The sequence below is a fragment of the Rhodococcus baikonurensis genome, assembly GCF_040489275.1.
GTDB classification, from domain to species: domain Bacteria; phylum Actinomycetota; class Actinomycetes; order Mycobacteriales; family Mycobacteriaceae; genus Rhodococcus_F; species Rhodococcus_F baikonurensis.
This window is the reverse complement of record NZ_JBEUOQ010000012.1, coordinates 154932-173668: the sequence shown is the minus strand read 5'-3', so window position 1 is coordinate 173668 and position 18737 is coordinate 154932. Positions and strand designations below refer to the sequence as shown.

The window sequence follows — 18737 nt, the reverse complement described above, 5'->3', positions numbered from 1 at the left end:
AGAGATAACTGTATCTACCGAATTTCTGATCAGAGGGTTACGGCAACGACCCGAGAGTGGATTCAGTCAGTCAAGACGTCGCCGAAACCACGGCGATTGAGGTTCCGCACCAACCCGGGCGTCGGCTCATTCGTCTTGAGCCACTCGCGAATACCCGCGATCTGCGCGTCGCGATCAGCGAGTGTGAGACCGAGCTTGTGCAGGAGAAGGCCGGCCGTTGAAGGCGGCGGCATCGGCGATCCGATAGGCAGGAAGGCACTATCGTCGTAGAACCGTTCGTTGATTTCCATGCTCAGATCACCTCCGCCTGCACTGTGGGGACATTTCCACTGTAGTTGACACCGACTATTAGCAGCGACATTGTCACGTCCATCAACAGTTCCCTTTGGTCCGCCATCGCTGGATCTCCTGCGCCGGCAATCCAGAATGCAGGTGTGCCCGCACGGACGGTGAGCTCGAACAGTACCGGTCCGCCACCGACGAAGGGTCGGGTGAAGCCGCTGGTCGCCTGCTCGCGCGATGTGGACGCCGCGAGGAATCCCGGTGTCGGGATGGTTTGTCCGATGTACCGTTCGAGGTCGGAGTTGGTTCGTCGGATGAGGGTGCTGACGTTTCGGATTCCGCGGTAGAGGACGACGTCCGATTGCACTGCGTTGCCGGAGATCAGGGGCAGCAGCGCGTCGATGACGTCCTGAGCTTCCTCGTCCTCGGCTTCGTTGCGCACAACGTGTTGCATGCGGCGATAGAACCGGTCCATTCCTTGCCAGCGGAGGACTGCCGCGCGTTCCTCGTCGCTGAGTTGGTTGATCGGTTCGGCGAAGTCTTGGTCGAACTGTTCGGCGAGGGCTTCCGCGTCCTCGGGAGTCGGACCACCGGTGGCTCGTTCGACTACTTCGGGTGCGGATTCTTCTTCGACGTCAGGGATGTCGGCAGGATCAGGGTCCGGCTGATGAACGTCAGGTTCTGTTTCGTTGTCGCTGTCGTCGGTTGGATCTCCTTCGTCTGCAGGGTGATCTGGTAGCTCTTCGTCGTCAGTGTCCAGGTCCGGTTCTTCGTCTGCCACGTGAAGTTCATCATCGGGAATGTCGTCCTCGAGGTCGGGGAGGTCGTCGTGTGGGGTGGTGAATGGTTCGTCCTCAGGTTCAAGCACTTCGGGGTTTTCGTGAACGGCATCGTCGACGTTCGCGGTGTCTTGCACTTCGGGTTCCGTGCGTTCGATGGGGTCGAGTACTTCGCCGCGGCGTTCGCGGTTCAGTCGGTCGATCGCTGTGGCGGCGTCGGCTTCGTCGTCGGGGCCGAGTCGGGCGCCCATTGGCGAGACTCCGCGGCCACCCCACATGCCTTGCAGTTCTGCTTGCATCTCGCTGTAGGTGAGGATGCGCATGGTGCAGCGGCAGTTGATGACTTCGTGTGCGGGGCCGCCGGGGAATGCGGGATGCGGCAGTAGGGCGATGCCGACGCGGAACGGTTCGGCGAGTTTCACGATCTGCCCGTCGGCGACGTTGTGGGATGCCCGAGTGCGTTCATCGGAGGTGGACAGCCACGCCTTGTACATTTCCTCACCGGTGGCTTCGGCGGTCGCTTGCGCGGACGCCAACGATCCGCCCTCTACGGCGCCCTGAATTTCTGTGCGAGCGATGCGCCGCGCCAACCATTTCCACTGCTGCTGCGACTCGTCGTGCTGATTCCATAGTCGCCGGCGCTTGCCGCGCAGGAATGGCAGTTCGTCGCGATCTGTTGCGGGGTCGGCGATTTGTGCGTCGATGGCGGAGATGTCGGCGCGGATGCGGCGTGATGGTGCGTCGATGTCGAGGATGCGTCCGATGCGGTCGGTGATTTGCTCGATGGATTCGTTCTGCTGCATCGCCTCCAACAGTTCTGGGCGGAGTTCCTCGAATGCTCCTTCGGGCCAGATCTTGAGGCGGTCATGGACGGTGGCCATGTGGTGTTCTTGGAAGTGAACAGGGCTGATGTCGGCGGCGCGGGACTGCGCTGCGAATGCTTCACCGAACGCTTCGGCGATGGCGGGTTCGACATGGTTCTCGAGTGCGCGCGCCCAGGCTGCGAATGATGCTTGCGCGGCGTCGATGTCGGGGATCGGGTCGTCTGCGGCGGCGGTGAGCGCTGGGACGGGTTGTCCAAGGATGAGTTGGCGGGTGGTGTCGAGCCAGATGGTCATCGCGGTGATGACAGCGGTGTAGATGTTTCGTTCGCCGCGCCGGATCCGGGCGTCCGCGCGCATCCGCTCCGACAACCACGGATCCTGCCTGGCCATCAGAACACCCAGAACTCGAGCAGTGCCCACACAATCCGAACGAACTCCAGAACGCTACTCATGTGCGACTGCCAGGACTCGTTCCAGATCCGCTCGCGTGTGCGGCCGGCGTGTCACGATCAGCTCCCGCACATACCAGTCGCACAACTCCCGCAGCTTCGTCGACTCCGGCAGCACGATCGTCATGTGGTCCCACGCGCCGACGAGGAGTTTGTCGCAATCCTCGTGTGTGGATGCGATTCTCAGCCGGGTGTGCAGCAGGTGAGCAGGAACTGTCGGTGAGGATGTGCGGTCCCACCGGCGGAGTGACTTCTTTCCCGCCACCTCGAGCGCGCGGAGCACCGCGATTTCACAGGCCAGGGTTTCGGCTTGGAACGATGTCACTGTCATTCGCCTGGTCCTGTCTCGACGTTGTCGTCTGGTTGTTCGGTGGGTTTCTCGGGGATGGTCTGCTCGGCTTTCGGTTCGGGAGGCGGTTCCGGGACGGTCGCGCCGGCGTTCTCGGGTGCTTGCGCGGGCTCTACGAGCCCGAGGTCGATACCCAGCTCGGGGAGGATCTTCGCCGCGAGTGTCGTGTCGGCGAGTACCAGCTTTGTGAGCAGTCGACGTCGGGTTTCTTCCGGCGTCGGCGCGTCCTTCTCGCTGAATCCGTTCTCCCGCAGCATCGCCGCATCGGACAGGACGTCCTTCGAGTGCAGTTCGCGGGAGTCCGACGACTTGTCCGGCCGCAACTCCAGTTCGGATGCGTCGAACCAGATCAGGTAGTCCGCCCAGTCCTCGACACCAGACGCCTCGAGCATCGGGTGCAGCCAACCGACGGTGAGGGCGTGGCAAATCGTGGCGACAGTCGGCGAGAGGACGAGGGTGACCTCTTCGGACGAGATCAGCCAACCTGTCCAGTGATTCGCCGAACCCATACCGAGGAGCGTCTCGGGCGGCGAGTCCATACCGAGCGCGATACGGCGAATGGAACTGGTCTCCATCTCTGGGAGCTTCTCGTCGAGCGGTGTCGCGAAGCTCAGATGCTTCACCTTGTCGAGGAACTCCCCTGGACCCTTCGCGACCATCGGGACCACGGCCGCCGCCGAGTCTGGATCCTGGATGGGCGTGAGCATGTTCTCGATCAGCTCTTCGACGAACGGGTCTTCGTTGGGGTCGTCGCTCTCGCGGTGGACCGCGAGGGTGATTTCGGACGGGACGAGCAGGAGGCCGGCGCCTGCGAGTCGCGAGTCGATCTCTGCTCCGGTTCGTTTCCCCAGCGCGCGGAGTGTGCGGGCGATGGGGAGAACAGCTTTCGCGGGGCAGTCCGCCAGCGCCTGAAACTGGGGGTCGGGCTTCCAGCAGCGGATGACGACGTCGTCTTCGGTGAGGTTGCGGGTTTCGATGCCGTCGTTGAGTTTCCAGGACTTGCCTTGTCCGGTGAGTTCGTTGACGGAGTGCGGCGCCCAGGACAATCCGTTCTCGTCTTCGCTGACGACGAGGAGGCTGTCGCCGTTGAACGCGAGTTGCTGTCCACCGCGGTGAAGGGCTTGTTGTGTGCGGGCGGTGTCGCCGAACATCTCGGAGCAGAGTTCGAATGCAAGTCCGTCGTCGACGCGTTCTGGTTCGTCGTTGCTGACGTCGGGTCGTTTCGCTGCGAACAGTTTGTATTGGGATGCGCCGCGTGCGACGCGGTCGCCGGCGAAGCGGAACTCGGGGACTTGTCCGCGGAGTTCCCACGCTTCGTTTTGCCAACCGGCGACGGGTGGGCGCTTCTTTTGCCGGGCCAGACGTTTGCCGTAGACGACTTCGGCGGCTGCGGTGACTGATTGCGGCGGCAGGCGGCGTGAAGTGGAGGGAGTGACGTAGTTGCCGACGACGGGGCCACGTCGGATGGAGGTTCCACGAAGTCGGCGCTCGGCGCGATTCGATCGGCCAGGGTGTGGCGGTGCGCCACCTGCGAGTTTCTGGGCGATGGCGTGGGCGTTGCTGTCGGGGCGGCGGGTGCGCATCAGTCCTCCTCGGCAGATCCGACGAGGGTTGCGGCTGTGCCGACTATGTATGACGCGGTCAGTGCTGCTGTGACGATGAGGTAGGCGGGATGCCAGCTGTAAAAGTATGCGAGGGTGAACATCCCACCGCCGATGTACATCGACATGCACCACGGGCACGTCACCAGATAACTGAGGTCGTTGTCCGGTCCTAGTCGCCGGATGAAGAACGCCCGAAAGTGGCGGGTGATGTAGTCGTCAGTGACAAGTCGGGTTAGCCGCGCGGCGGCACCGAGCGTCAGCAGGAAGATCGTGATCGACACGGTGTGCAGCTCCTCTGTTCCGGTGGACAGAGTTGAGTGTATCTACCGAATAAGAGGAGCTGGGTCAACACTGACAAGCAGCAGGGGTTGTTTAGGTCGACTTGCCGACGTCGGAGTCGTACTTCCCCACCAACGAACCGACCGCGGTCATGAATGTGCGAGCAAACTTGTCCATCGTTACGAAAGTTATTTCTTCGTTTCGACCAAATGCCAACTGCTCACGTACGACGAGGTTCGTGTCCATGATCGCCTTGTACGAATCTTCGAAGCCGAGCATCAAGAGCAGCGATGCTGCGTTTGTACATGCGGTCAGGCGGATCTCGCATTGCGCCCGTGCTGCGTTTTCTGCTGAGAAATCTGAATCCGGCACACCAAGGTCCATGTCGATAGCCTTGGAAACAAGGACAAATGACTCATTGAGTTCCACAAGGGCGTTGTTGGCCGCAACTAGTGCGTCAAAGGTCACCTGTCGACGATGCTTCGACCGTTCCAAATCTGCAAGCGCCTCAAGTTGTGCGTAATGCTGCTGCGTCTGATTCAGCTGCGCGTTGTTCTGCAGTGCAATCTGATCGCGATGTTGATTCGCTTGCAAGTGCTGCCCTGCCAGTTGCAGACCTATCAGTTCCTGCTGACTGTTGGACTGCCGAATCTGCGCCGTCCCCTGCTGGCGTAGATTCGCTTTTGCCGTCGAGATAGCAACCTTCTGCGCATAGCGCACCCCGAGAAACGCAATGGTCGCCGCGCCGATCGCTAGTACACCAGCCGTCGCTGTCGCGATAGGTTGAGCAGCAACGTCCCAGAACTTGGCAGTGCCAAGTCCATAGATTGTGACTGCCGAGCCAAGCAATCCCGCAACAAATGCCAAAGCAAACCCGCAAAGCCAGGGACCGTACTTCTTAACGCAGTGCAGGCCAGTTGTTGTAAACCACTTCTTCATTTATCCCTGCTTTGCTCGATTGTTCTGCGCACGTTATCGCACACCACGGACACTGCCACCGTCACAGTGTCTCTTCGTTTCGGATGAAGTCGTCGGGGTGCATGGGTTGTTCGCAGACGCTGCAGAGGGCTAGGCCTCGGCCGGGTTCGATTTGGGCTTCCATTGCTTTGTATCCGGCGAGGTGTGTTGCGCAGAGTGCGATGCGTGCCATTCCGGTTTGTTCGTGGACGTGGACGTCGGCGATGTGTGTGGCCGGCCGTTCACACTGGGTGTTGGTTCGGACGTCGTATAGCGCACAGGTGGGCGCGAAGTCGAGATGGTCGATTGAGTTGTCGGTCATGAGGCCCGCCCTCCGCCGCGTAGCTGTCCGATCTTGAGTTTGCCTTCGGCGACGGACTGTTCGGGTCCGGCGATGGCGACGTTCTTCCGCCCAGCCATCACGTCGCCGAAAGTGACAGCTCGCCGCTGGAAGTAAATGGTCCAGGTGGACCGATAGAGCCCGGTCGTCGACTTGTGGACGATCATTCTGTCGTCACCCCTTCGATGATTCTGGCGATCTCCTCGAGCTCGACCGGTTGTCCCCACGCATCCCAGCCGACATGAATCTGTCTGTGCGCCGTAGACGTTGATAGCGGCTCCGCGCCGCCCCACACATGTGTTTCGGTCCGCTCCGGTCCACGCTCTTGACTGTGCGTGTGCCCGTGCAACAGCCACGCGCCCTCGTCCCTCAACCGGAACTGAACACCCCGATCCTCGGCAGTGTGGTCCCCGACGTACGGAAAGTGCGACAACAACACTGTCTCCCCTGCGATCCGGCGGCGAGCAAACAGCTGCACTGAATCGAACACTTCGTAGAACGCTTTGGTCCGGTTGTGGCTGTTGCGGTTCGTCATCGGGTGACACGAGTCGTGGTTGCCTGGGATCAGGTGCAGGCTGCGTCCGCCCATCGCCGCGCTGAGTATCGCCAAGGCCCGGTCTTCGGCAGCCCGGCCGCCTATTGTGAGGTCGCCCAAGATCCACACCTGGTCCCCGACGTGTGTTTGATCGACCAGCGCGCCGAGCAGGTACTCGTCGTGCTCTTCGGTCGATTGGAAGCCGCGTTCTGTTGCGATCTTCTGATGTCCAAAATGCGGGTCGGACGTGAACCAGACGCTCATTTCACTCTCCGGTGGTTACGGGTTTTCGTGGGGCGACGCTGCCGAGATGGATCGTCGGCCCACATCGGCGGAGTGGGCTTGGGTTTAGGTTTGGACGCAGTGAGTGCATCCGCGAAACGCTCGAAGCCCTTCCCTATTTCTGTCGCCACCTGATTCATCGCCTTCTCAATCTCACTGAACGACCGCTGCATGTCTCTCCTGGCGCAGTACGCCTTCACCGCAGGATCGAGTCCGCAGAGTCGGCGCATTTCGTCGTACGGGATCGCGTCGCCTTTCAGCCACCGGTGGGCGGTGAACTGCAGGTCCTCGCCGGCGAGGACTTCCGCGAATGCGTAGTCGCGGCCGTACTTCCAGGGTTCGCCGTCGGGGATGATCCTGATGTTCTGTTCGCGGGCGAGTGGTCCGCTCTCAACTTGAGCAGTTCCTTCGATGCGTTGATCGCCGCAGACGAACGCGATGCGGTCACCGTTCTTGATGGGTGTCACGCTGCGGTACGGCTTGCTGTCGCTCATATCTGCCATTCCTTCCGGTAGTCGGGGTGGTCGGAGTAGACGGCGGCGAGATGCCAGAGAGTCCAGGTGATGAAGAACGGGACGTTGATGCCGCGTTCTTCGAGATTGGTTCGGGCTGCTTCCATCTCGCGGATCACACCGCGCTTCGCAGCGACATCGCGGAGTGCTCGAGCTGGATCGTGGTGGGCTATGTGCGGCCCGTCTTTCTCTTCCACTGCTGGGCGGAGCCCTTCGCTGTCACAGGTCACGTTCCAGCGGTCGCCGGGCTCACTGAGGCCAGGAGCGAAGACCTCGTCGCCCTCGTACGCCCACTCCGCATATTCGGGCTGCCGGCCGATCGCGGTGTTTGCGATCTTCTCGTCGTCGTCGAGTCGTGCGCGGAGGAATGCGGTGACGTCACTCATGGGTGGTCCATCCGGTGAGGTGTTGTTCGATGACGTGGGTGTCGAATTCGGTGGCGAAGCGTTTGCATTCTTCGAGGGTGTAGCCGACGAAACGCGGGTCGCTGACCCCGGTCACGGGATGCGCTACGGCATACCGGATTCCACCGGTGGGGAGCAGATCACCGAGAACTTCGAGCGCGATGCCCGCGAGACCTGACATGTATGTCGGGTCCTCGTTGAAGTGTTTACCGAACTCTTCTTGTAGGCGCCGTCGGGCTTCTTCACGGATCTGTTCGGGTGTCATTTGGTGTCCCCGGTCTTGTAGTCGTAGGCGCGCAGCACCTTCTGAGTGGCGTTGGCGACAAGTTCAGCGATCTGTTCGGGTTCGTTCGTGCGGCCAGAGAAGCTGGGTTCTTCGACAGTGACGTCGATGTCCCCAGCTGGGCTGTCGACTGAGATTCGTACGCTGGTCATTCGGTGTCCTTGAGGTCTAGGTAGAGGAGTACGCCGATCGCTGCGGATGCTGCGACGATGACGGTGAGCGCGACGGCGGCGAGGAAGTACGGGTTCACGTTCGTGCCCGTTCGAGGAGATAGTTGAGGGTGTCTTGGTTCCAGAAACTGTTGTCGGCGTTCGCTGCCCCGCGAGTGGGGAACCCGGCTGCTGATTCGTTGACGGTGCGGCCGGTCGAGGTGCGGCGGATCCACCGCCACTCCCCCAGCGAGTCCTGATAGATGCGAACAGTGTCCGGCGCCGGCACTGTCACGACGCCACCTCGGCGCGGAAGATCGGATCTCCCGCGAATGCGTGCCACACCAATCCCTGCGGCGTGACTACCGTGCCGATGAACTTTCCACGCGGGCGCGGATGACCTGTTCCGGCAATGTAGATCGGGCGGCGTCCTGGCTCCTCGTTGAGATAGGTGGTGAACCACAGGTCGATCATGTCGCTACGTCCGTCGCGGTTTGCTGCAACAGACAGGATTTCGCCGCCGTTGTGAATGGTGATGATCTGCTCGTCTGTGACGGGCAACGCGACGCGGTAAATCACAGGTTCGACGGTGCTCATGATTGCTCCATTCGTGTGTAGCCGGATTCTTCGATGAGGCGCAACGTCAGCTCGGACAGCGCAAGTACTTTGGTGCCGTCATCAGCGGCCAGACTCATCGGTTGGTGTTCGATTTCCCGCAGCCACAGCTTCGCGATCTTGATCCGGATATCGGCTCGCGACTCGGCAAGCAGCAGCAGGTCGAGTTGATCGCTCATTTGATTTCCAATGCTCGGATTGTGGGGCAGGGCCAGTACTGCCAGTTGCCGTCGTCTTGCCCGCAGCCTGTGCAGACCTGGGTGATCGCTCCTCGGTTGCGCACGCCGTAGTCGGCTGCATTGATCGGCGTGTGCAGTGCCTGGACTCGCTCGACAGCCGCAACCAGGGCGTCAGCAATTCGTAGCGCACGCATCGAAGCGTCGTACGAACTCATCGTCGGTATCGCCAAGCTCGCACGACTCGGAGCCAGGACTACACGCGCATCGTCGAGTTGCGATTTCGTGTGCTCAACATCCACCCCAGTCACGCCGCCACCCCCAGCGCAGCCGTGACGCGCCCACCGATCCACCTGGCGGCGTCGACGGAGACAGCGTTGCCGATTTGCTTCTTCACGTCCTTCGTGTTGCCTACGAACTCGTAGGAGTCCGGAAATCCTTGGCCGCGAGCGCATTCGCGATTGTTGAGCATTCGGAACCTTGGCCCTTCGTCGGTGAGCGTGGCGATGCCGTGGTGGTTGCCGCCGGCGGTGATCGTTGCGAGCGGGTGTGTGTCGGCTCGGCGGGCTTTCGCGTTGCGCCGGTATGTGACCAGGTGCGGCACGTCGTGGGTGGTGATCTGCTCGATCTGGTCTGCGACGTACAGCTTGCGGGTGACGAGGCTTCCTGGGTTCGGGTCGAGGATGCTCAGCGCGTGGGTGCGTTTCGGTTGCCGGATGATCAGGTCCACGTTGCCGTCGCGGGTGAATACGGCGAAGTACCGGACTCTGCGCTGTGCAGCCCCGACTTCGGCGGCGTCGAGCAGCACGACCTGCTCGCGGTAGCCGAGTGCCCGCATCCCGTCGAGCCACCAGTTGTAGAGACTCCATGCCTGGAACTCGGGCACGTTCTCCACGATCACCGCGTCGTACTGATGAACCTCGGCCGCTGCGATCACTGCGAACGCTGTTGCCCGGTCCACGGATCCGGCGTCAGCGCGGCGCATCTCGACTGCCGCCGGCGGCTGTTTCCGGCAGCCGGACCGTGCGTGCCACACGCAGGACGGTGACGCCCAGAGTATGTTGCTGGACGGGAAGGTGCGCCAGTCGACCTCGGACAGGTTCGCCATGATGTGCTCGGTGTCGGGATGGTTCTTCTGGTGTGTGGCGATCGCTGTATCCCAGTGGTTCGCGGCGACCTGAACATGAACGCCGGCCTGTGCCATGCCTTCTGAGCTGCCGCCGCCACCCGAGAACAGATCCGTCATCGTGAGGGTCATGACTTGCCGCCCATCGCTGCGAGAAGCTGCTTGGCGTTCTCCGCGGCTTGCTCAAGCGTGTAGATGACTTTGACGATCTCGCTACGACTTCCGCCTGGGCGTATCTCGACGACGTGCCCTACGACGTTGTCGCCTTCTCGTTTCCAGCCGATGCCCACCGGTCGCTGTGTCAAGCTCATGCTCACCCCTCCTCGGCCGCAACGAACGGGGCGAGGTCATCGGCGGCGCGTGGGTTGAAGACCTCGAACCACCTGCCGTCAGCGGTCTTCCACTCCCAGTTACCGCCCTTCCGCCGCCACAGGTTCTTACCTACATCCCGCACCTCAGACACTTCGGCAGGTATGTCCTTCAGGCTCGGCCACGGTCCGGTTTCGGTGGGGGCAGGGACAACCGGCGAGGGTGCTTGCGGCTTGTGCGCGGTGTGGTTGTGACCGGATCGGCGGCACAGAATGCACCAGTCGCTAGCCACCGCTTTCGTCTCCTCTGCAGCGGGTTCGGCACGTCTCGCCTTCGCGGCTCGACTTTCCACACATCCGCCGATGGCATCGCAGAACACCCGACCCATCAAGCAGTAGCCACACAGTCCTTCGAGGACTGAAAACCGCAGCGGCTCGGCGGGTTCGGCAGGGTCGGGGTGATCGTTGCCTTCGTCATCAAAGGGGCCGAGTTCTGTGGTGAACGGGTGGTAGTAGCTGACCCCCGCATGGTTGGTCTCGTTGACGTTGCATATAGCGCAAGGGGCGTCCTCGGCGGGTTCGGTTGCCGGGAACAGGGCGCGGAGACACTCGATGGCCTCGTAAACATCGCGCGACACGATCCCGGTCTGTGCAGCTAGCAGCCTCTTGAGTGCTGCCTTCTCCGCGCCAGCGAGCACCAAGCCATCTGCCGCCAGGAGACGGCCAGTGGAGGTGAGGAATTCAAGCGCGCCTTGGGCTAGCTCATCCCAGTCAAGTCTGTCCACCCAGGCGGCACGGATCGCCTTCGCGAGTTGGGTGGTGAGGTCTGTGTCGGCACACTTCGCCGAGCACTGCGGGCAGTAAACCCCGACACCAGCGGCAGGAACTCGAATACGGCAGTCGAACTCGCACTCGGGTTCTGTTGCTTGCTCTAACCGTTGGAGTCGATCCCGGTAGAAGTCTTGCTCTTTCGGTTCTGTTTCGTGGGCGATGAGTGTGCGGTATGCGGCGGCGACGTCAGCCTGCGATGGATGTGTTGGGGGCATGACACAGAGTATTGCACGGATACAGTGCCACTGTGTCCCCGGTTCTGGAATCAGCGCGTCCGTCGTGCCGCCAAACTGCTTGTGCCCGTGACAGATGAACGCGAACGCTTCGCCGCCGACGAGACCGAAGATCCCGAGTTGATGGGCGGCAACATGTCGGTCGCGAGGTGAACGCCGGCATCCAACGCGCCGGGCGACCACGTCGATCCGGGCTCCCACAGCTGCCACTCTGATTTGAAGTCGGACAGGCCGGGGTCGCGCCCGAACCACGCACGCTGCGTGAGGATGGCTTGCGCGATCGGTTCGGCGCGTAGCAGTTTCGACTTCCGGGAATGAACCGGCACGAGGCGCGGGCACAGTTTCCGCTTGTCGATCGCCCCTTCGCGTTGCAGCGCATCCCACGCCTGCTTCAACAGGGTCGTTGCCTGGTCGCCGCCGTAGTTCACTTCGATGACGAAACGGTCGGCGTCCATCTCGTCGGCGAGCAAACATGCTTCGCGGGACCACCGGTCGGACGTCATGCGCGCGGTGCGGTTGTGCGTCCAGTAGAACTTGCCGTCGCTACCGAGGATGCCGCCGACGATGCCTGCGGTGTCACGGCCGCCGCCGGACGGGTCGATGCCCACGCCCGCGATGCGCGGCGTGACGAGGGTGAGGTCTGCGGTGGCGTCGCGAATGTGCGCTTCGGTGAGCAGAGCACCTTCGGAGTCGAACGGGCTGCCTTGGTAGACGGCGTTCCAGTCTCGGCTGGTGGATCCTTTCTTCTTCCGTCGCCAGTGGTCGGCGAGGGAGTCGATGTCGCCGAGGTCGATGACGGGATGTGTCAGTGGGTCGCCTGGTTCGCGGCCGAGGGGGTCGGCGTAGATGCCTTTCGCTGGGTCGGGTGCGACGGCGAGGGCGGGTAGGTGGAGCACGGTCCATTCGCCGCCTTCTTCGGTGCGGCCGTCGCGTTCGAGTAGCCGGCCGCACAGGTCGAGTGGGTGCCAGCGGGTCATGACGATGACTTCGCGTGCGCCGGGCGCTTTTCGGGTGGTGTACGCGGAGCTGTACCACTCCCAGACGCGTTCGCGGATGAGTGGACTGTCGGCGGCGGCGCGGTCGGCGAAGGGGTCGTCGATGATGCCGAGGTTCATGGGGTGACCGGTGAGGCCGCCTTTGGTGCCGACGGATCGCATGCCTCCACCTGTGGTGAGTGACCAGTTGGCGCGAGTGTTTTCGTCGTCGCGCATTCGTAGCCCGTAGGTGAGGCCGTGTGATTCGACGAGGTCGCGGCATGCGGCGCCGTGTGTGTTGGCGAGGCTGGCTGCGTAGGAGGCGAGGATGACGCGGTCGCGGGGGCGGTGGCTGAGCCACCAGAACGGGAACCAACGCGACACGCGCATACTTTTGCCAACCTGCGGTGGTGTCCAGATCATGAGTTTCGCGTTGGGCGTGGAGAGCAGTTTGGTGAGCTCACGGTCGATGAGCTCGAGGTGTGGGCGTTGCACGGTGACGGCCGACTCGTGACGTAGGGCGAGGATGCCGGGGCTGGTGGTGTCGTTGATGGGGATGCCTTTGCGTGCGCATGCTTCAGCGAGTTTGTCGCGTAGGTACTGCTTGTCGGCCGCTGGTAGCGCGCGCCAGGCTCCTCCATCGAACGTGCTCATGGTTACTCCTTGTCGGGTTCTTTGTCTGCTTCGATCACTGGGTGGGTTTGTCGGTCAGCGAGTTTGGTGAGCAGCGTTTCCACTTGGACGTCGAGCTCGGTGCGTGAGGTGATGGAGATGTCTGCGCGGCTGGGTGCTCCGAGTCCGAGGAGTTTTATTTGTCGGTCGAGTATTCGGAGGCATGTTTCGGATGCGTGGCCGTCGCCGCGGATCGCTTTGACGTACTGCGGGCGCCACAGTGCGTCGAGTCGTTCGAGGGCGATGGTGAGAGCTTGGTCGGCGAGTTCGGCTCTGCGCGCGGAGTGTTCGTTGAGCGCTTGGGTGACGGCGTTGTGTGCGGCTCCGCGGCTGGAGTATCCGAGTTGGTCGGCGATCTGTTGGTTGGTGGCGCCGCCGATGAGGAGTTGTAGGGCGCGTTCGTGTTTCTCGGCGGTTTGGGCGTTGACTCGGCGTGAGCGCATCGTCAGGCCACCTGTTCGGCGGTGTCACCGGATAATGCTTCCCAGCGTGCGACGATGACGTCTGCGTATCGGGGATCGAGCTCGATGAGCGCGGCGCGGCGTCCGGTCATAAAGGCGGCGGCGAGTGTTGACCCGCTGCCGGCGAATAGGTCGAGAACGATGCCGCCGACGGGGCAGGAGTTGTTGAGGTGGGCGGCGATCAGGTCGACGGGCTTCATGGTGGGGTGGTCGCTGTTGGCGGTGGGTTTGTCGACGGTGAAGACGGTGCTGGCGCTGTTGTTTCCGTGCCAGTGTTTGCTACCGCGGCCGAGGCGGCCGACGCCGGGTGCGGTTGGTGTGAAGCCGTAGAGGATCGGTTCGTGTTGCCAGTGGTAGTCGCTGCGTCCCATGACGAGTTGGTTTTTCACCCAGACGAGGTTCTGTCGGATGGTGATGCCTGCGGCAGTGAGGGCGGTTTCGAAGGTGATGCGTTCGGTGTCTGCGTGTGCGACGTAGACGGGTGCTCCGGGTCGGGCGACGGCGGTTGCGGTGGCGAATGCGTCGGCGAGGAGTTGCGGGAGGCCGTCGGTGGTGTCGTTGGAGATGGTGAGTGCGTCTTTGGTTTTGCCGATGTAGTCGACGCCGTAGGGCGGATCGGTCCAGATGCAGTCGGCGGTGTCGCCCGCGAGCATTGTTCGTACGGCATCGGTGTCGGTGCTTGAGCCGACGTACAGGCGGTGGGTGCCGAGGCGCCAGGTTTGGCCGGCTGCCGTCCTTTTGGGTTTGTCGGGGACTAGTGGGGCGTCGTCGGGGTCGGCGTTGGGTTGGGGTGGGTTGATGGTTTGTTCGAGGAGGGCGAGGTCGTCGGCGTTGTAGCCGGATCCGTCGAGGATGTCGAGGTCGTTGAGGACGGTGAGGAGTAGTTCGGGGTCGACTCCGGGGCCGAGGTCGGCGAGGCGGTTGTCTGCGATGAGGATTTTGCGGGCGGTTTGTTCGTCACAGTCGATGACTTCGACGCGGATGGTGGTGTGGCCGTTGGCGCGGGCGGCTTGCCAGAGGTGGTGGCCCGCGAGGATGGTGCCGTCGGTGAGGGCGACGATGGCGCGGTATTGGCCGAAGGTGTTGAGGGATGCGGTGAGTGCTTCGACGTCGCCGCGGTTGGGGTTTTGGGGGTGTGGGTGGAGGTCGTTGATGTCGAGGTCGCGTGTGCCGTGGATTGTGACGGGCATGGTGGGCCTTTCCCTGTTGTGTTGCTATGTGTTTCGTTCGGCCGCGGCAGGGAAGGTCCCGCGGACGTTCGGGTTATGGGGTGTGTTCGTTTCCGCAGTGTGTGCAGTGGAGTGGTTGTTTGTGGCCGGTGATGGTCGTTCCGTTCAGGCACACGGTTGCGGTGAACCATGCGCTGCCGCATGGACATGTGGTGTTCGCGGGTGCTGCTTCCGGTGTGCGGAACGGAACGACGTCACCCATGGTTGTGGCGCTTTCGGTCTTCGGTCATGGCGAGGATGAGGGCGAAGAACCAGACGGGTGGGATGCGCGACCGGTTGTCGGGTTCGGGCGTGGTCATGCGGACTGCTCGAGGTATTCGCCGGCGGCCTGCTCGTCGTCTGGTTCTGCGGCAGCGAGGTTGTCTGCGAGCTGTTTGCATTTGTCGGGGCTGTAGCCCTGCCAGTGCATGTCACCGCACTCGACAACAGGAGCACCGAGGTAGCCGAGCGCCTTCAACCGTGCGACGGCCTCCGGTGACTCGGTGACGTCGATGGCGGTGTATCGGACGCCGAGTTTGTCGAGTTTGCGTTTGGTTGCGTTGCAGGGCTCGCACTTCGGCTTCGTGAACACGGTAACGATGATGGTCATGCGGTCGCCTGTCCTGTGCCGGAGCAACCTCGGCATGCGTATGGGGTTCCGGCTTCGTTGCGTGTCCCGTTGCAAAGTTCACAAAACTCTTCAACGGGTTCTTCGACTGACGGCGGCCAGTTCCAGTGTCCGGGTGTGGGTTCCTCCGCATAGGGCAACTGGGTGTTGAAGAACATTCCCGTCGGGTTCAGGACGCACAGACCAACCCTGTACGTCATCGGGATCACCCCGCCGTCGATCCGTCGCGGGACAGCGCCCCCACGGCCGTTGTCCCACCACTGAACTGCGCGGTCCATCGCCTCGCCACTCGGGTACATTCCCGTCAGCTTTTCGGAGTCGTGGACGTATTCGACTTCAGTGACGATCGCTGCGCGCGGCTCCGGCAGATACTCACCACCCGGGGTGCCGTACGACTGGTAGTGGACGACGTCGCCGACGCTCGGTTGCCTCATGCTGCACCGCCAGACACGGCTTCGTATGTGGCTGCGAAGATGTCAGGCTTGCAGGGGTAGAACTCACCCTGAACGCCTCGAATGATCCAGTCGTTCGGGCTCGCGGTGATCGAACCTTCGAGAGTGTTGATGTGGATCCGTTCGTCGTAGCGGTTGTTGAACCGGCTAGCCGAGACGGGGATTCGGTCGTAAGCAGCGGTGCCGCCTTGCGACATGATCCACTCGATGATTGGTTTCGCTAATTCGGCGGTGCCGTCCCACTTCACTGCCTGGATCTCGACGGGCTTCTTCCGAAACTTCTGTGCTGTCATGAATTCTCCTGTGGGTTGGTGGTTTCTTCACCGGAACTGATGCCGGCCTTCCCGAACAATGCTTCGATCTCCGAGTCGATCGCCGTACGCGTGACGACGGTGACTTCGGACTTCGTCGACGCCTGCAAGCCCTGCAGTTTCGCGAGGCTGTCCAGCACACCGCGGGCCGATGCGACGAGCTGCGATTTGCCGACCAACTGGCCTTTCGCTTCCGCCGCGTTGATCGCTTCCCACGACTTCGCCCAGAGCGCCTCGTAGCGGGCTGCGATGACTTCGCGGTAGTCGTCGGCGGTTTCGCCTTCGACGCGCTCGAGGACACGTCTCACGGCGCGGCAGGCGGTGCTCTTGTCCTGGTAGCCCCATGCCTCCGCAACTTCGGCCCAGGTCTTGCCGTCGCGGCGATCTTTCATGGCTCCGAGGGCTCGAACGCGGTCGCTGATGCCGTCAGGTTTGGTGCTCGCCATGTGCCCTCTCCGTGGGTTTGTGTGCCGTCTTTGGGTGTGCCGTTACGTGGGGCACTGTTGAGTGTATCCACCGGTTGTCGGGCCACACGATTTTGGTGAGTGCGAGTTTGTGGCGTTCGAGGACGAGGTAGGGCATGGGGTGTTTGAGGTGTTGGGCGGCGATGGTGGCGAAGCAGAGTGCGTCGGCTTGGTCGTCACCTCGGATGGTGGTGTTGGGCCAGAGTTTGGTGATGGCCATGGCGACGTCGGCTTTGCCTGCGTTGCCTTTGTCGGTGGCCCATTTTGCGCGGGTGGTGGGTGGGCATACGGCGGTGGGGATTCTGAGTGCCGTGAGGGCTTGGTAGAGCATCCACCAGTAGCCGGCGCGGTCGTGGATTCCGGTGCCTTGGGCGGCGTATGCGGGGCCTTCGATGACGCATAGTTCGGTGTTGCGTGGGATGAGTCCCATGGTGGTGTTGCGGAGTTCGGTGAGTCGGTGGGCGCGTTGTTGCCAGGTGTCGTCTCGTTTGCCGCGGCTGGCGATTGTGTGGAGTTGGGGTGTGTTGTTGGTGATGATGGCGAGGCCGGTGCCTGTGAGGCTGGGGTCTATACCTACGACTGGGCCGTGGTTGCTGGGGCTGTGTGCGTCGGTGGCGGCCGGGAGTGTGTCGGTGCTGGGGTCGGTTTGGGTTTGTGGCATTTCGGTGCTCCTGGTGCGTTCTGCGATGAGTCGTTGGATTCGTTGTGCGCGGGTGATTCGTCCGAGGTGTGCGGGGAAGTTGATGAGTTCGTGCGTGCCGCTGTTGTCGGTGGTGGTGCACGGCTTGCCGGTTGGCGCTTGGCAGTAGCGGCAGGAGACGGTGAGCGCGAGTTCGCGGTCTTCGAGTTGCTGGAGGTCAGGGTTTCTCATCGGTCGTCGCCTCGTCTATCGGTTTGCCCGCAAGTACCGCTCGGGCGAGTGCTGCTCCGCGCCGGTTGATTTCGATTCGATCGGGGTTGTGTTCGCAGACAGTTGTCCCGAAGTAGCCGTGTTCGTCGCAGATGTTGCATTCGTCGATTGCTTCAGCGAGGAGTTCGGCTCGCTGTCGCGCTCTGGTCGAGATTGCAAGTTTCGCTTCGTCGGCTTGGTTGCGGTCCCAGGCTTGCCGGTTTCGGCGTGCGTCGCCGCAGGCGTGGCAGTTCGGCGGGTTCGGATCGTCGGTGTGCTGAGGACATTTGGAGGGTGGTGGTTCGTTCGGGTCGCGCTGGTGACCTTCCGTACTTACGTAACCACCTTTGTTGCTTGTTGCATGTTGCTTGTTGCTGTTGCTGGGAATCGGGACCGAATTCGATTGGTAATCCGATTGGTAATCGGGGCTGGTACCCGGATTACCAATCCCATTGGTATTCCCATTGGTAATCCGATTGGTAATCGGGACCTGATCAGGATTGGTAATCGGGACCGCAATCGCATTGGTGTAACCAACCGATGCCAGGTCCGGATACGACAGCAGTTTCGTCAACGATTCACGCGTGTCCTTGTGCTCCCATGACGAGTAAGTGGGGTGCTCGATGCGGTCTCGTTTGAGCTCCGAGATGACGGCCGCTTGAAGGGTTCTAGATGCGATCTCGCGGTATGCCTTGACGACAGACGCTGCCATCTTCGGGTTACGCATCAACTCGTCGGACCGGATGAAGGACCGCACGAGAGCCTCTTCGGTTTCCGGATCAAACAGCACGTAGCGTCGCTCTTCGAGTTCGGCCGCCGCGGAAATCAGCCGGTCCAGTGTCAGATCCTTCGCTTTTCGCGTGAGACGATTCGGTCGCCAGTCGACGACGCCGCTGTATCGGAGACTGGGGTCCGGGATGAGGATCCGAAGGTAGACGAATTGCGCGTCAACGGAGAGGCTTTCGAAGTCTCGGTCGTCGGCGATGTCGATTCGTGTGCGGGCGTACTCACGCGCCACAACGTTCCTCCTGGCTTGCGGGGTCGCCGACTCGTTTGATCATCATCCGAACGGCCGCTTCGGTGATTCCGAGTGCGGCACCGATCGCTTGGTTTGATAGTCCGATCGCGCGTGCGTGGCGAATGCTGGAGATTCGGGCTTTTCGGTCTTCCTCTTGACGTTGGCGAAGCTGTGCAAGGTTGGCGAGGACCGCTTCGGGTGTGTCGAGAGCTGTTGTGGGCTGGTCCACGGTCGTCCCTTCGTTGTGTTCGTGGAAGGCGGGCCGGTCCGGTGATGCGGCTTGGACCGAACCCGCCTTCGATGATGTCACGTTATTCGGTACACACAGTCAACTGTTGGTACC

At 62.1% G+C, this 18737-nt stretch carries 30 protein-coding genes; all 30 read right to left on the bottom strand.

Annotated elements, in window-relative coordinates:
* Positions 1–62: 62 nt before the first annotated feature.
* The 30 genes from ABWI03_RS25235 to ABWI03_RS25090 all read right to left on the bottom strand — a co-directional run bounded on the left by ABWI03_RS25235 (position 63) and on the right by ABWI03_RS25090 (position 18623).
* On the bottom strand, positions 63–290 hold the full coding sequence (locus ABWI03_RS25235) for a hypothetical protein (protein ID WP_075833538.1): 228 nt from the start codon (positions 288–290) through the stop codon (positions 63–65).
* 2 nt (positions 291–292) lie between these two features.
* Positions 293–2275, bottom strand: a complete 1983-nt coding sequence (locus ABWI03_RS25230) for a phage minor head protein (RefSeq protein WP_353798979.1) — start codon at positions 2273–2275, stop codon at positions 293–295.
* A gap of 54 nt (positions 2276–2329) precedes the next feature.
* A complete protein-coding gene (locus tag ABWI03_RS25225) occupies positions 2330–2665 on the bottom strand; it encodes a hypothetical protein (RefSeq protein WP_353798978.1) in 336 nt (111 codons plus the stop codon).
* Positions 2662–4266, bottom strand: a complete 1605-nt coding sequence (locus tag ABWI03_RS25220) for a hypothetical protein (protein ID WP_353798977.1) — start codon at positions 4264–4266, stop codon at positions 2662–2664. The genes ABWI03_RS25225 and ABWI03_RS25220 overlap by 4 nt, the downstream gene beginning before the upstream one ends.
* Positions 4266–4568, bottom strand: coding sequence for a hypothetical protein (locus ABWI03_RS25215; protein ID WP_353798976.1), 303 nt, complete (start codon positions 4566–4568; stop codon positions 4266–4268). The genes ABWI03_RS25220 and ABWI03_RS25215 overlap by 1 nt, the downstream gene beginning before the upstream one ends.
* A 91-nt stretch (positions 4569–4659) precedes the next feature.
* Positions 4660–5505, bottom strand: coding sequence for a hypothetical protein (locus ABWI03_RS25210; RefSeq protein WP_353798975.1), 846 nt, complete (start codon positions 5503–5505; stop codon positions 4660–4662).
* 61 nt (positions 5506–5566) lie between these two features.
* Positions 5567–5845 (bottom strand): hypothetical protein, encoded by a 279-nt coding sequence (locus ABWI03_RS25205; RefSeq protein WP_353798974.1) that lies wholly within the window; start codon positions 5843–5845, stop codon positions 5567–5569.
* A complete protein-coding gene (locus ABWI03_RS25200) occupies positions 5842–6030 on the bottom strand; it encodes a hypothetical protein (protein ID WP_214884392.1) in 189 nt (62 codons plus the stop codon). The genes ABWI03_RS25205 and ABWI03_RS25200 overlap by 4 nt, the downstream gene beginning before the upstream one ends.
* On the bottom strand, positions 6027–6662 hold the full coding sequence (locus tag ABWI03_RS25195) for a metallophosphoesterase (RefSeq protein WP_353798973.1): 636 nt from the start codon (positions 6660–6662) through the stop codon (positions 6027–6029). Before ABWI03_RS25195 ends, ABWI03_RS25200 begins: the two co-directional genes overlap by 4 nt.
* The gene (locus ABWI03_RS25190; protein WP_353798972.1) at positions 6659–7174 is read right to left on the bottom strand and encodes a hypothetical protein; all 516 of its coding nucleotides are present in this window, start codon (positions 7172–7174) and stop codon (positions 6659–6661) included. Before ABWI03_RS25190 ends, ABWI03_RS25195 begins: the two co-directional genes overlap by 4 nt.
* Entirely contained in the window at positions 7171–7578 is a 408-nt protein-coding gene (locus ABWI03_RS25185) for a DUF6221 family protein (protein WP_353798971.1), read from the bottom strand. The genes ABWI03_RS25190 and ABWI03_RS25185 overlap by 4 nt, the downstream gene beginning before the upstream one ends.
* On the bottom strand, positions 7571–7861 hold the full coding sequence (locus tag ABWI03_RS25180; protein ID WP_353798970.1) for a hypothetical protein: 291 nt from the start codon (positions 7859–7861) through the stop codon (positions 7571–7573). The genes ABWI03_RS25185 and ABWI03_RS25180 overlap by 8 nt, the downstream gene beginning before the upstream one ends.
* Complete coding sequence (locus ABWI03_RS25175) at positions 7858–8031, bottom strand: hypothetical protein (protein ID WP_353798969.1); 174 nt, start codon at positions 8029–8031, stop codon at positions 7858–7860. Before ABWI03_RS25175 ends, ABWI03_RS25180 begins: the two co-directional genes overlap by 4 nt.
* Before the next feature lie 94 nt (positions 8032–8125).
* Positions 8126–8323, bottom strand: a complete 198-nt coding sequence (locus tag ABWI03_RS25170; RefSeq protein WP_353798968.1) for a hypothetical protein — start codon at positions 8321–8323, stop codon at positions 8126–8128.
* Positions 8320–8625 carry a DUF7352 domain-containing protein gene (locus ABWI03_RS25165; protein WP_353798967.1) on the bottom strand — a complete coding sequence of 102 codons (306 nt, stop codon included), beginning with the start codon at positions 8623–8625 and terminating at the stop codon, positions 8320–8322. The genes ABWI03_RS25170 and ABWI03_RS25165 overlap by 4 nt, the downstream gene beginning before the upstream one ends.
* A complete protein-coding gene (locus tag ABWI03_RS25160; RefSeq protein ID WP_353798966.1) occupies positions 8622–8822 on the bottom strand; it encodes a hypothetical protein in 201 nt (66 codons plus the stop codon). Before ABWI03_RS25160 ends, ABWI03_RS25165 begins: the two co-directional genes overlap by 4 nt.
* Positions 8819–9130 (bottom strand): hypothetical protein, encoded by a 312-nt coding sequence (locus ABWI03_RS25155; protein ID WP_353802321.1) that lies wholly within the window; start codon positions 9128–9130, stop codon positions 8819–8821. Before ABWI03_RS25155 ends, ABWI03_RS25160 begins: the two co-directional genes overlap by 4 nt.
* A complete protein-coding gene (locus ABWI03_RS25150) occupies positions 9127–10077 on the bottom strand; it encodes a DNA cytosine methyltransferase (protein WP_353798964.1) in 951 nt (316 codons plus the stop codon). Before ABWI03_RS25150 ends, ABWI03_RS25155 begins: the two co-directional genes overlap by 4 nt.
* Entirely contained in the window at positions 10074–10256 is a 183-nt protein-coding gene (locus ABWI03_RS25145) for a hypothetical protein (RefSeq protein WP_353798963.1), read from the bottom strand. The genes ABWI03_RS25150 and ABWI03_RS25145 overlap by 4 nt, the downstream gene beginning before the upstream one ends.
* A gap of 2 nt (positions 10257–10258) precedes the next feature.
* Positions 10259–11299 (bottom strand): hypothetical protein, encoded by a 1041-nt coding sequence (locus tag ABWI03_RS25140; RefSeq protein ID WP_353798962.1) that lies wholly within the window; start codon positions 11297–11299, stop codon positions 10259–10261.
* Positions 11300–11349: 50 nt separating this feature from the next.
* A complete protein-coding gene (locus ABWI03_RS25135) occupies positions 11350–12945 on the bottom strand; it encodes a terminase large subunit domain-containing protein (protein WP_353798961.1) in 1596 nt (531 codons plus the stop codon).
* Between the two features lie 2 nt (positions 12946–12947).
* Positions 12948–13406 (bottom strand): hypothetical protein, encoded by a 459-nt coding sequence (locus tag ABWI03_RS25130; protein ID WP_353798960.1) that lies wholly within the window; start codon positions 13404–13406, stop codon positions 12948–12950.
* 2 nt (positions 13407–13408) lie between these two features.
* Entirely contained in the window at positions 13409–14614 is a 1206-nt protein-coding gene (locus ABWI03_RS25125; protein WP_353798959.1) for a DNA modification methylase, read from the bottom strand.
* Between the two features lie 334 nt (positions 14615–14948).
* Positions 14949–15242, bottom strand: coding sequence for a glutaredoxin family protein (locus ABWI03_RS25120; protein ID WP_391527257.1), 294 nt, complete (start codon positions 15240–15242; stop codon positions 14949–14951).
* A complete protein-coding gene (locus ABWI03_RS25115) occupies positions 15239–15694 on the bottom strand; it encodes a hypothetical protein (RefSeq protein ID WP_353798958.1) in 456 nt (151 codons plus the stop codon). The genes ABWI03_RS25120 and ABWI03_RS25115 overlap by 4 nt, the downstream gene beginning before the upstream one ends.
* On the bottom strand, positions 15691–16005 hold the full coding sequence (locus ABWI03_RS25110; protein ID WP_351648496.1) for a hypothetical protein: 315 nt from the start codon (positions 16003–16005) through the stop codon (positions 15691–15693). Before ABWI03_RS25110 ends, ABWI03_RS25115 begins: the two co-directional genes overlap by 4 nt.
* A complete protein-coding gene (locus tag ABWI03_RS25105) occupies positions 16002–16469 on the bottom strand; it encodes a hypothetical protein (protein WP_351648498.1) in 468 nt (155 codons plus the stop codon). Before ABWI03_RS25105 ends, ABWI03_RS25110 begins: the two co-directional genes overlap by 4 nt.
* A complete protein-coding gene (locus ABWI03_RS25100) occupies positions 16450–17358 on the bottom strand; it encodes a zinc finger domain-containing protein (protein WP_353798957.1) in 909 nt (302 codons plus the stop codon). The genes ABWI03_RS25105 and ABWI03_RS25100 overlap by 20 nt, the downstream gene beginning before the upstream one ends.
* Positions 17345–18394: a hypothetical protein gene (locus ABWI03_RS25095; protein ID WP_353798956.1), complete on the bottom strand. Its 1050-nt coding sequence runs from the start codon at positions 18392–18394 to the stop codon at positions 17345–17347. Before ABWI03_RS25095 ends, ABWI03_RS25100 begins: the two co-directional genes overlap by 14 nt.
* Positions 18384–18623 carry a hypothetical protein gene (locus ABWI03_RS25090; RefSeq protein ID WP_351648544.1) on the bottom strand — a complete coding sequence of 80 codons (240 nt, stop codon included), beginning with the start codon at positions 18621–18623 and terminating at the stop codon, positions 18384–18386. Before ABWI03_RS25090 ends, ABWI03_RS25095 begins: the two co-directional genes overlap by 11 nt.
* Positions 18624–18737 lie beyond the last annotated feature (114 nt).

Bases quoted from the DNA above. Each gene is read 5' to 3' on its own strand.
- ABWI03_RS25235 (WP_075833538.1), bottom strand. From the start codon at position 290: ATGGAAATCAACGAACGGTTCTACGACGATAGTGCCTTCCTGCCTATC.
- ABWI03_RS25230 (WP_353798979.1), bottom strand. From the start codon at position 2,275: ATGGCCAGGCAGGATCCGTGGTTGTCGGAGCGGATGCGCGCGGACGCC.
- ABWI03_RS25225 (WP_353798978.1), bottom strand. From the start codon at position 2,665: ATGACAGTGACATCGTTCCAAGCCGAAACCCTGGCCTGTGAAATCGCG.
- ABWI03_RS25220 (WP_353798977.1), bottom strand. From the start codon at position 4,266: ATGCGCACCCGCCGCCCCGACAGCAACGCCCACGCCATCGCCCAGAAA.
- ABWI03_RS25210 (WP_353798975.1), bottom strand. From the start codon at position 5,505: ATGAAGAAGTGGTTTACAACAACTGGCCTGCACTGCGTTAAGAAGTAC.
- ABWI03_RS25205 (WP_353798974.1), bottom strand. From the start codon at position 5,845: ATGACCGACAACTCAATCGACCATCTCGACTTCGCGCCCACCTGTGCG.
- ABWI03_RS25200 (WP_214884392.1), bottom strand. From the start codon at position 6,030: ATGATCGTCCACAAGTCGACGACCGGGCTCTATCGGTCCACCTGGACC.
- ABWI03_RS25195 (WP_353798973.1), bottom strand. From the start codon at position 6,662: ATGAGCGTCTGGTTCACGTCCGACCCGCATTTTGGACATCAGAAGATC.
- ABWI03_RS25190 (WP_353798972.1), bottom strand. From the start codon at position 7,174: ATGAGCGACAGCAAGCCGTACCGCAGCGTGACACCCATCAAGAACGGT.
- ABWI03_RS25185 (WP_353798971.1), bottom strand. From the start codon at position 7,578: ATGAGTGACGTCACCGCATTCCTCCGCGCACGACTCGACGACGACGAG.
- ABWI03_RS25180 (WP_353798970.1), bottom strand. From the start codon at position 7,861: ATGACACCCGAACAGATCCGTGAAGAAGCCCGACGGCGCCTACAAGAA.
- ABWI03_RS25175 (WP_353798969.1), bottom strand. From the start codon at position 8,031: ATGACCAGCGTACGAATCTCAGTCGACAGCCCAGCTGGGGACATCGAC.
- ABWI03_RS25165 (WP_353798967.1), bottom strand. From the start codon at position 8,625: ATGAGCACCGTCGAACCTGTGATTTACCGCGTCGCGTTGCCCGTCACA.
- ABWI03_RS25160 (WP_353798966.1), bottom strand. From the start codon at position 8,822: ATGAGCGATCAACTCGACCTGCTGCTGCTTGCCGAGTCGCGAGCCGAT.
- ABWI03_RS25150 (WP_353798964.1), bottom strand. From the start codon at position 10,077: ATGACCCTCACGATGACGGATCTGTTCTCGGGTGGCGGCGGCAGCTCA.
- ABWI03_RS25145 (WP_353798963.1), bottom strand. From the start codon at position 10,256: ATGAGCTTGACACAGCGACCGGTGGGCATCGGCTGGAAACGAGAAGGC.
- ABWI03_RS25140 (WP_353798962.1), bottom strand. From the start codon at position 11,299: ATGCCCCCAACACATCCATCGCAGGCTGACGTCGCCGCCGCATACCGC.
- ABWI03_RS25135 (WP_353798961.1), bottom strand. From the start codon at position 12,945: ATGAGCACGTTCGATGGAGGAGCCTGGCGCGCGCTACCAGCGGCCGAC.
- ABWI03_RS25130 (WP_353798960.1), bottom strand. From the start codon at position 13,406: ATGCGCTCACGCCGAGTCAACGCCCAAACCGCCGAGAAACACGAACGC.
- ABWI03_RS25125 (WP_353798959.1), bottom strand. From the start codon at position 14,614: ATGCCCGTCACAATCCACGGCACACGCGACCTCGACATCAACGACCTC.
- ABWI03_RS25120 (WP_391527257.1), bottom strand. From the start codon at position 15,242: ATGACCATCATCGTTACCGTGTTCACGAAGCCGAAGTGCGAGCCCTGC.
- ABWI03_RS25115 (WP_353798958.1), bottom strand. From the start codon at position 15,694: ATGAGGCAACCGAGCGTCGGCGACGTCGTCCACTACCAGTCGTACGGC.
- ABWI03_RS25110 (WP_351648496.1), bottom strand. From the start codon at position 16,005: ATGACAGCACAGAAGTTTCGGAAGAAGCCCGTCGAGATCCAGGCAGTG.
- ABWI03_RS25105 (WP_351648498.1), bottom strand. From the start codon at position 16,469: ATGGCGAGCACCAAACCTGACGGCATCAGCGACCGCGTTCGAGCCCTC.
- ABWI03_RS25100 (WP_353798957.1), bottom strand. From the start codon at position 17,358: ATGAGAAACCCTGACCTCCAGCAACTCGAAGACCGCGAACTCGCGCTC.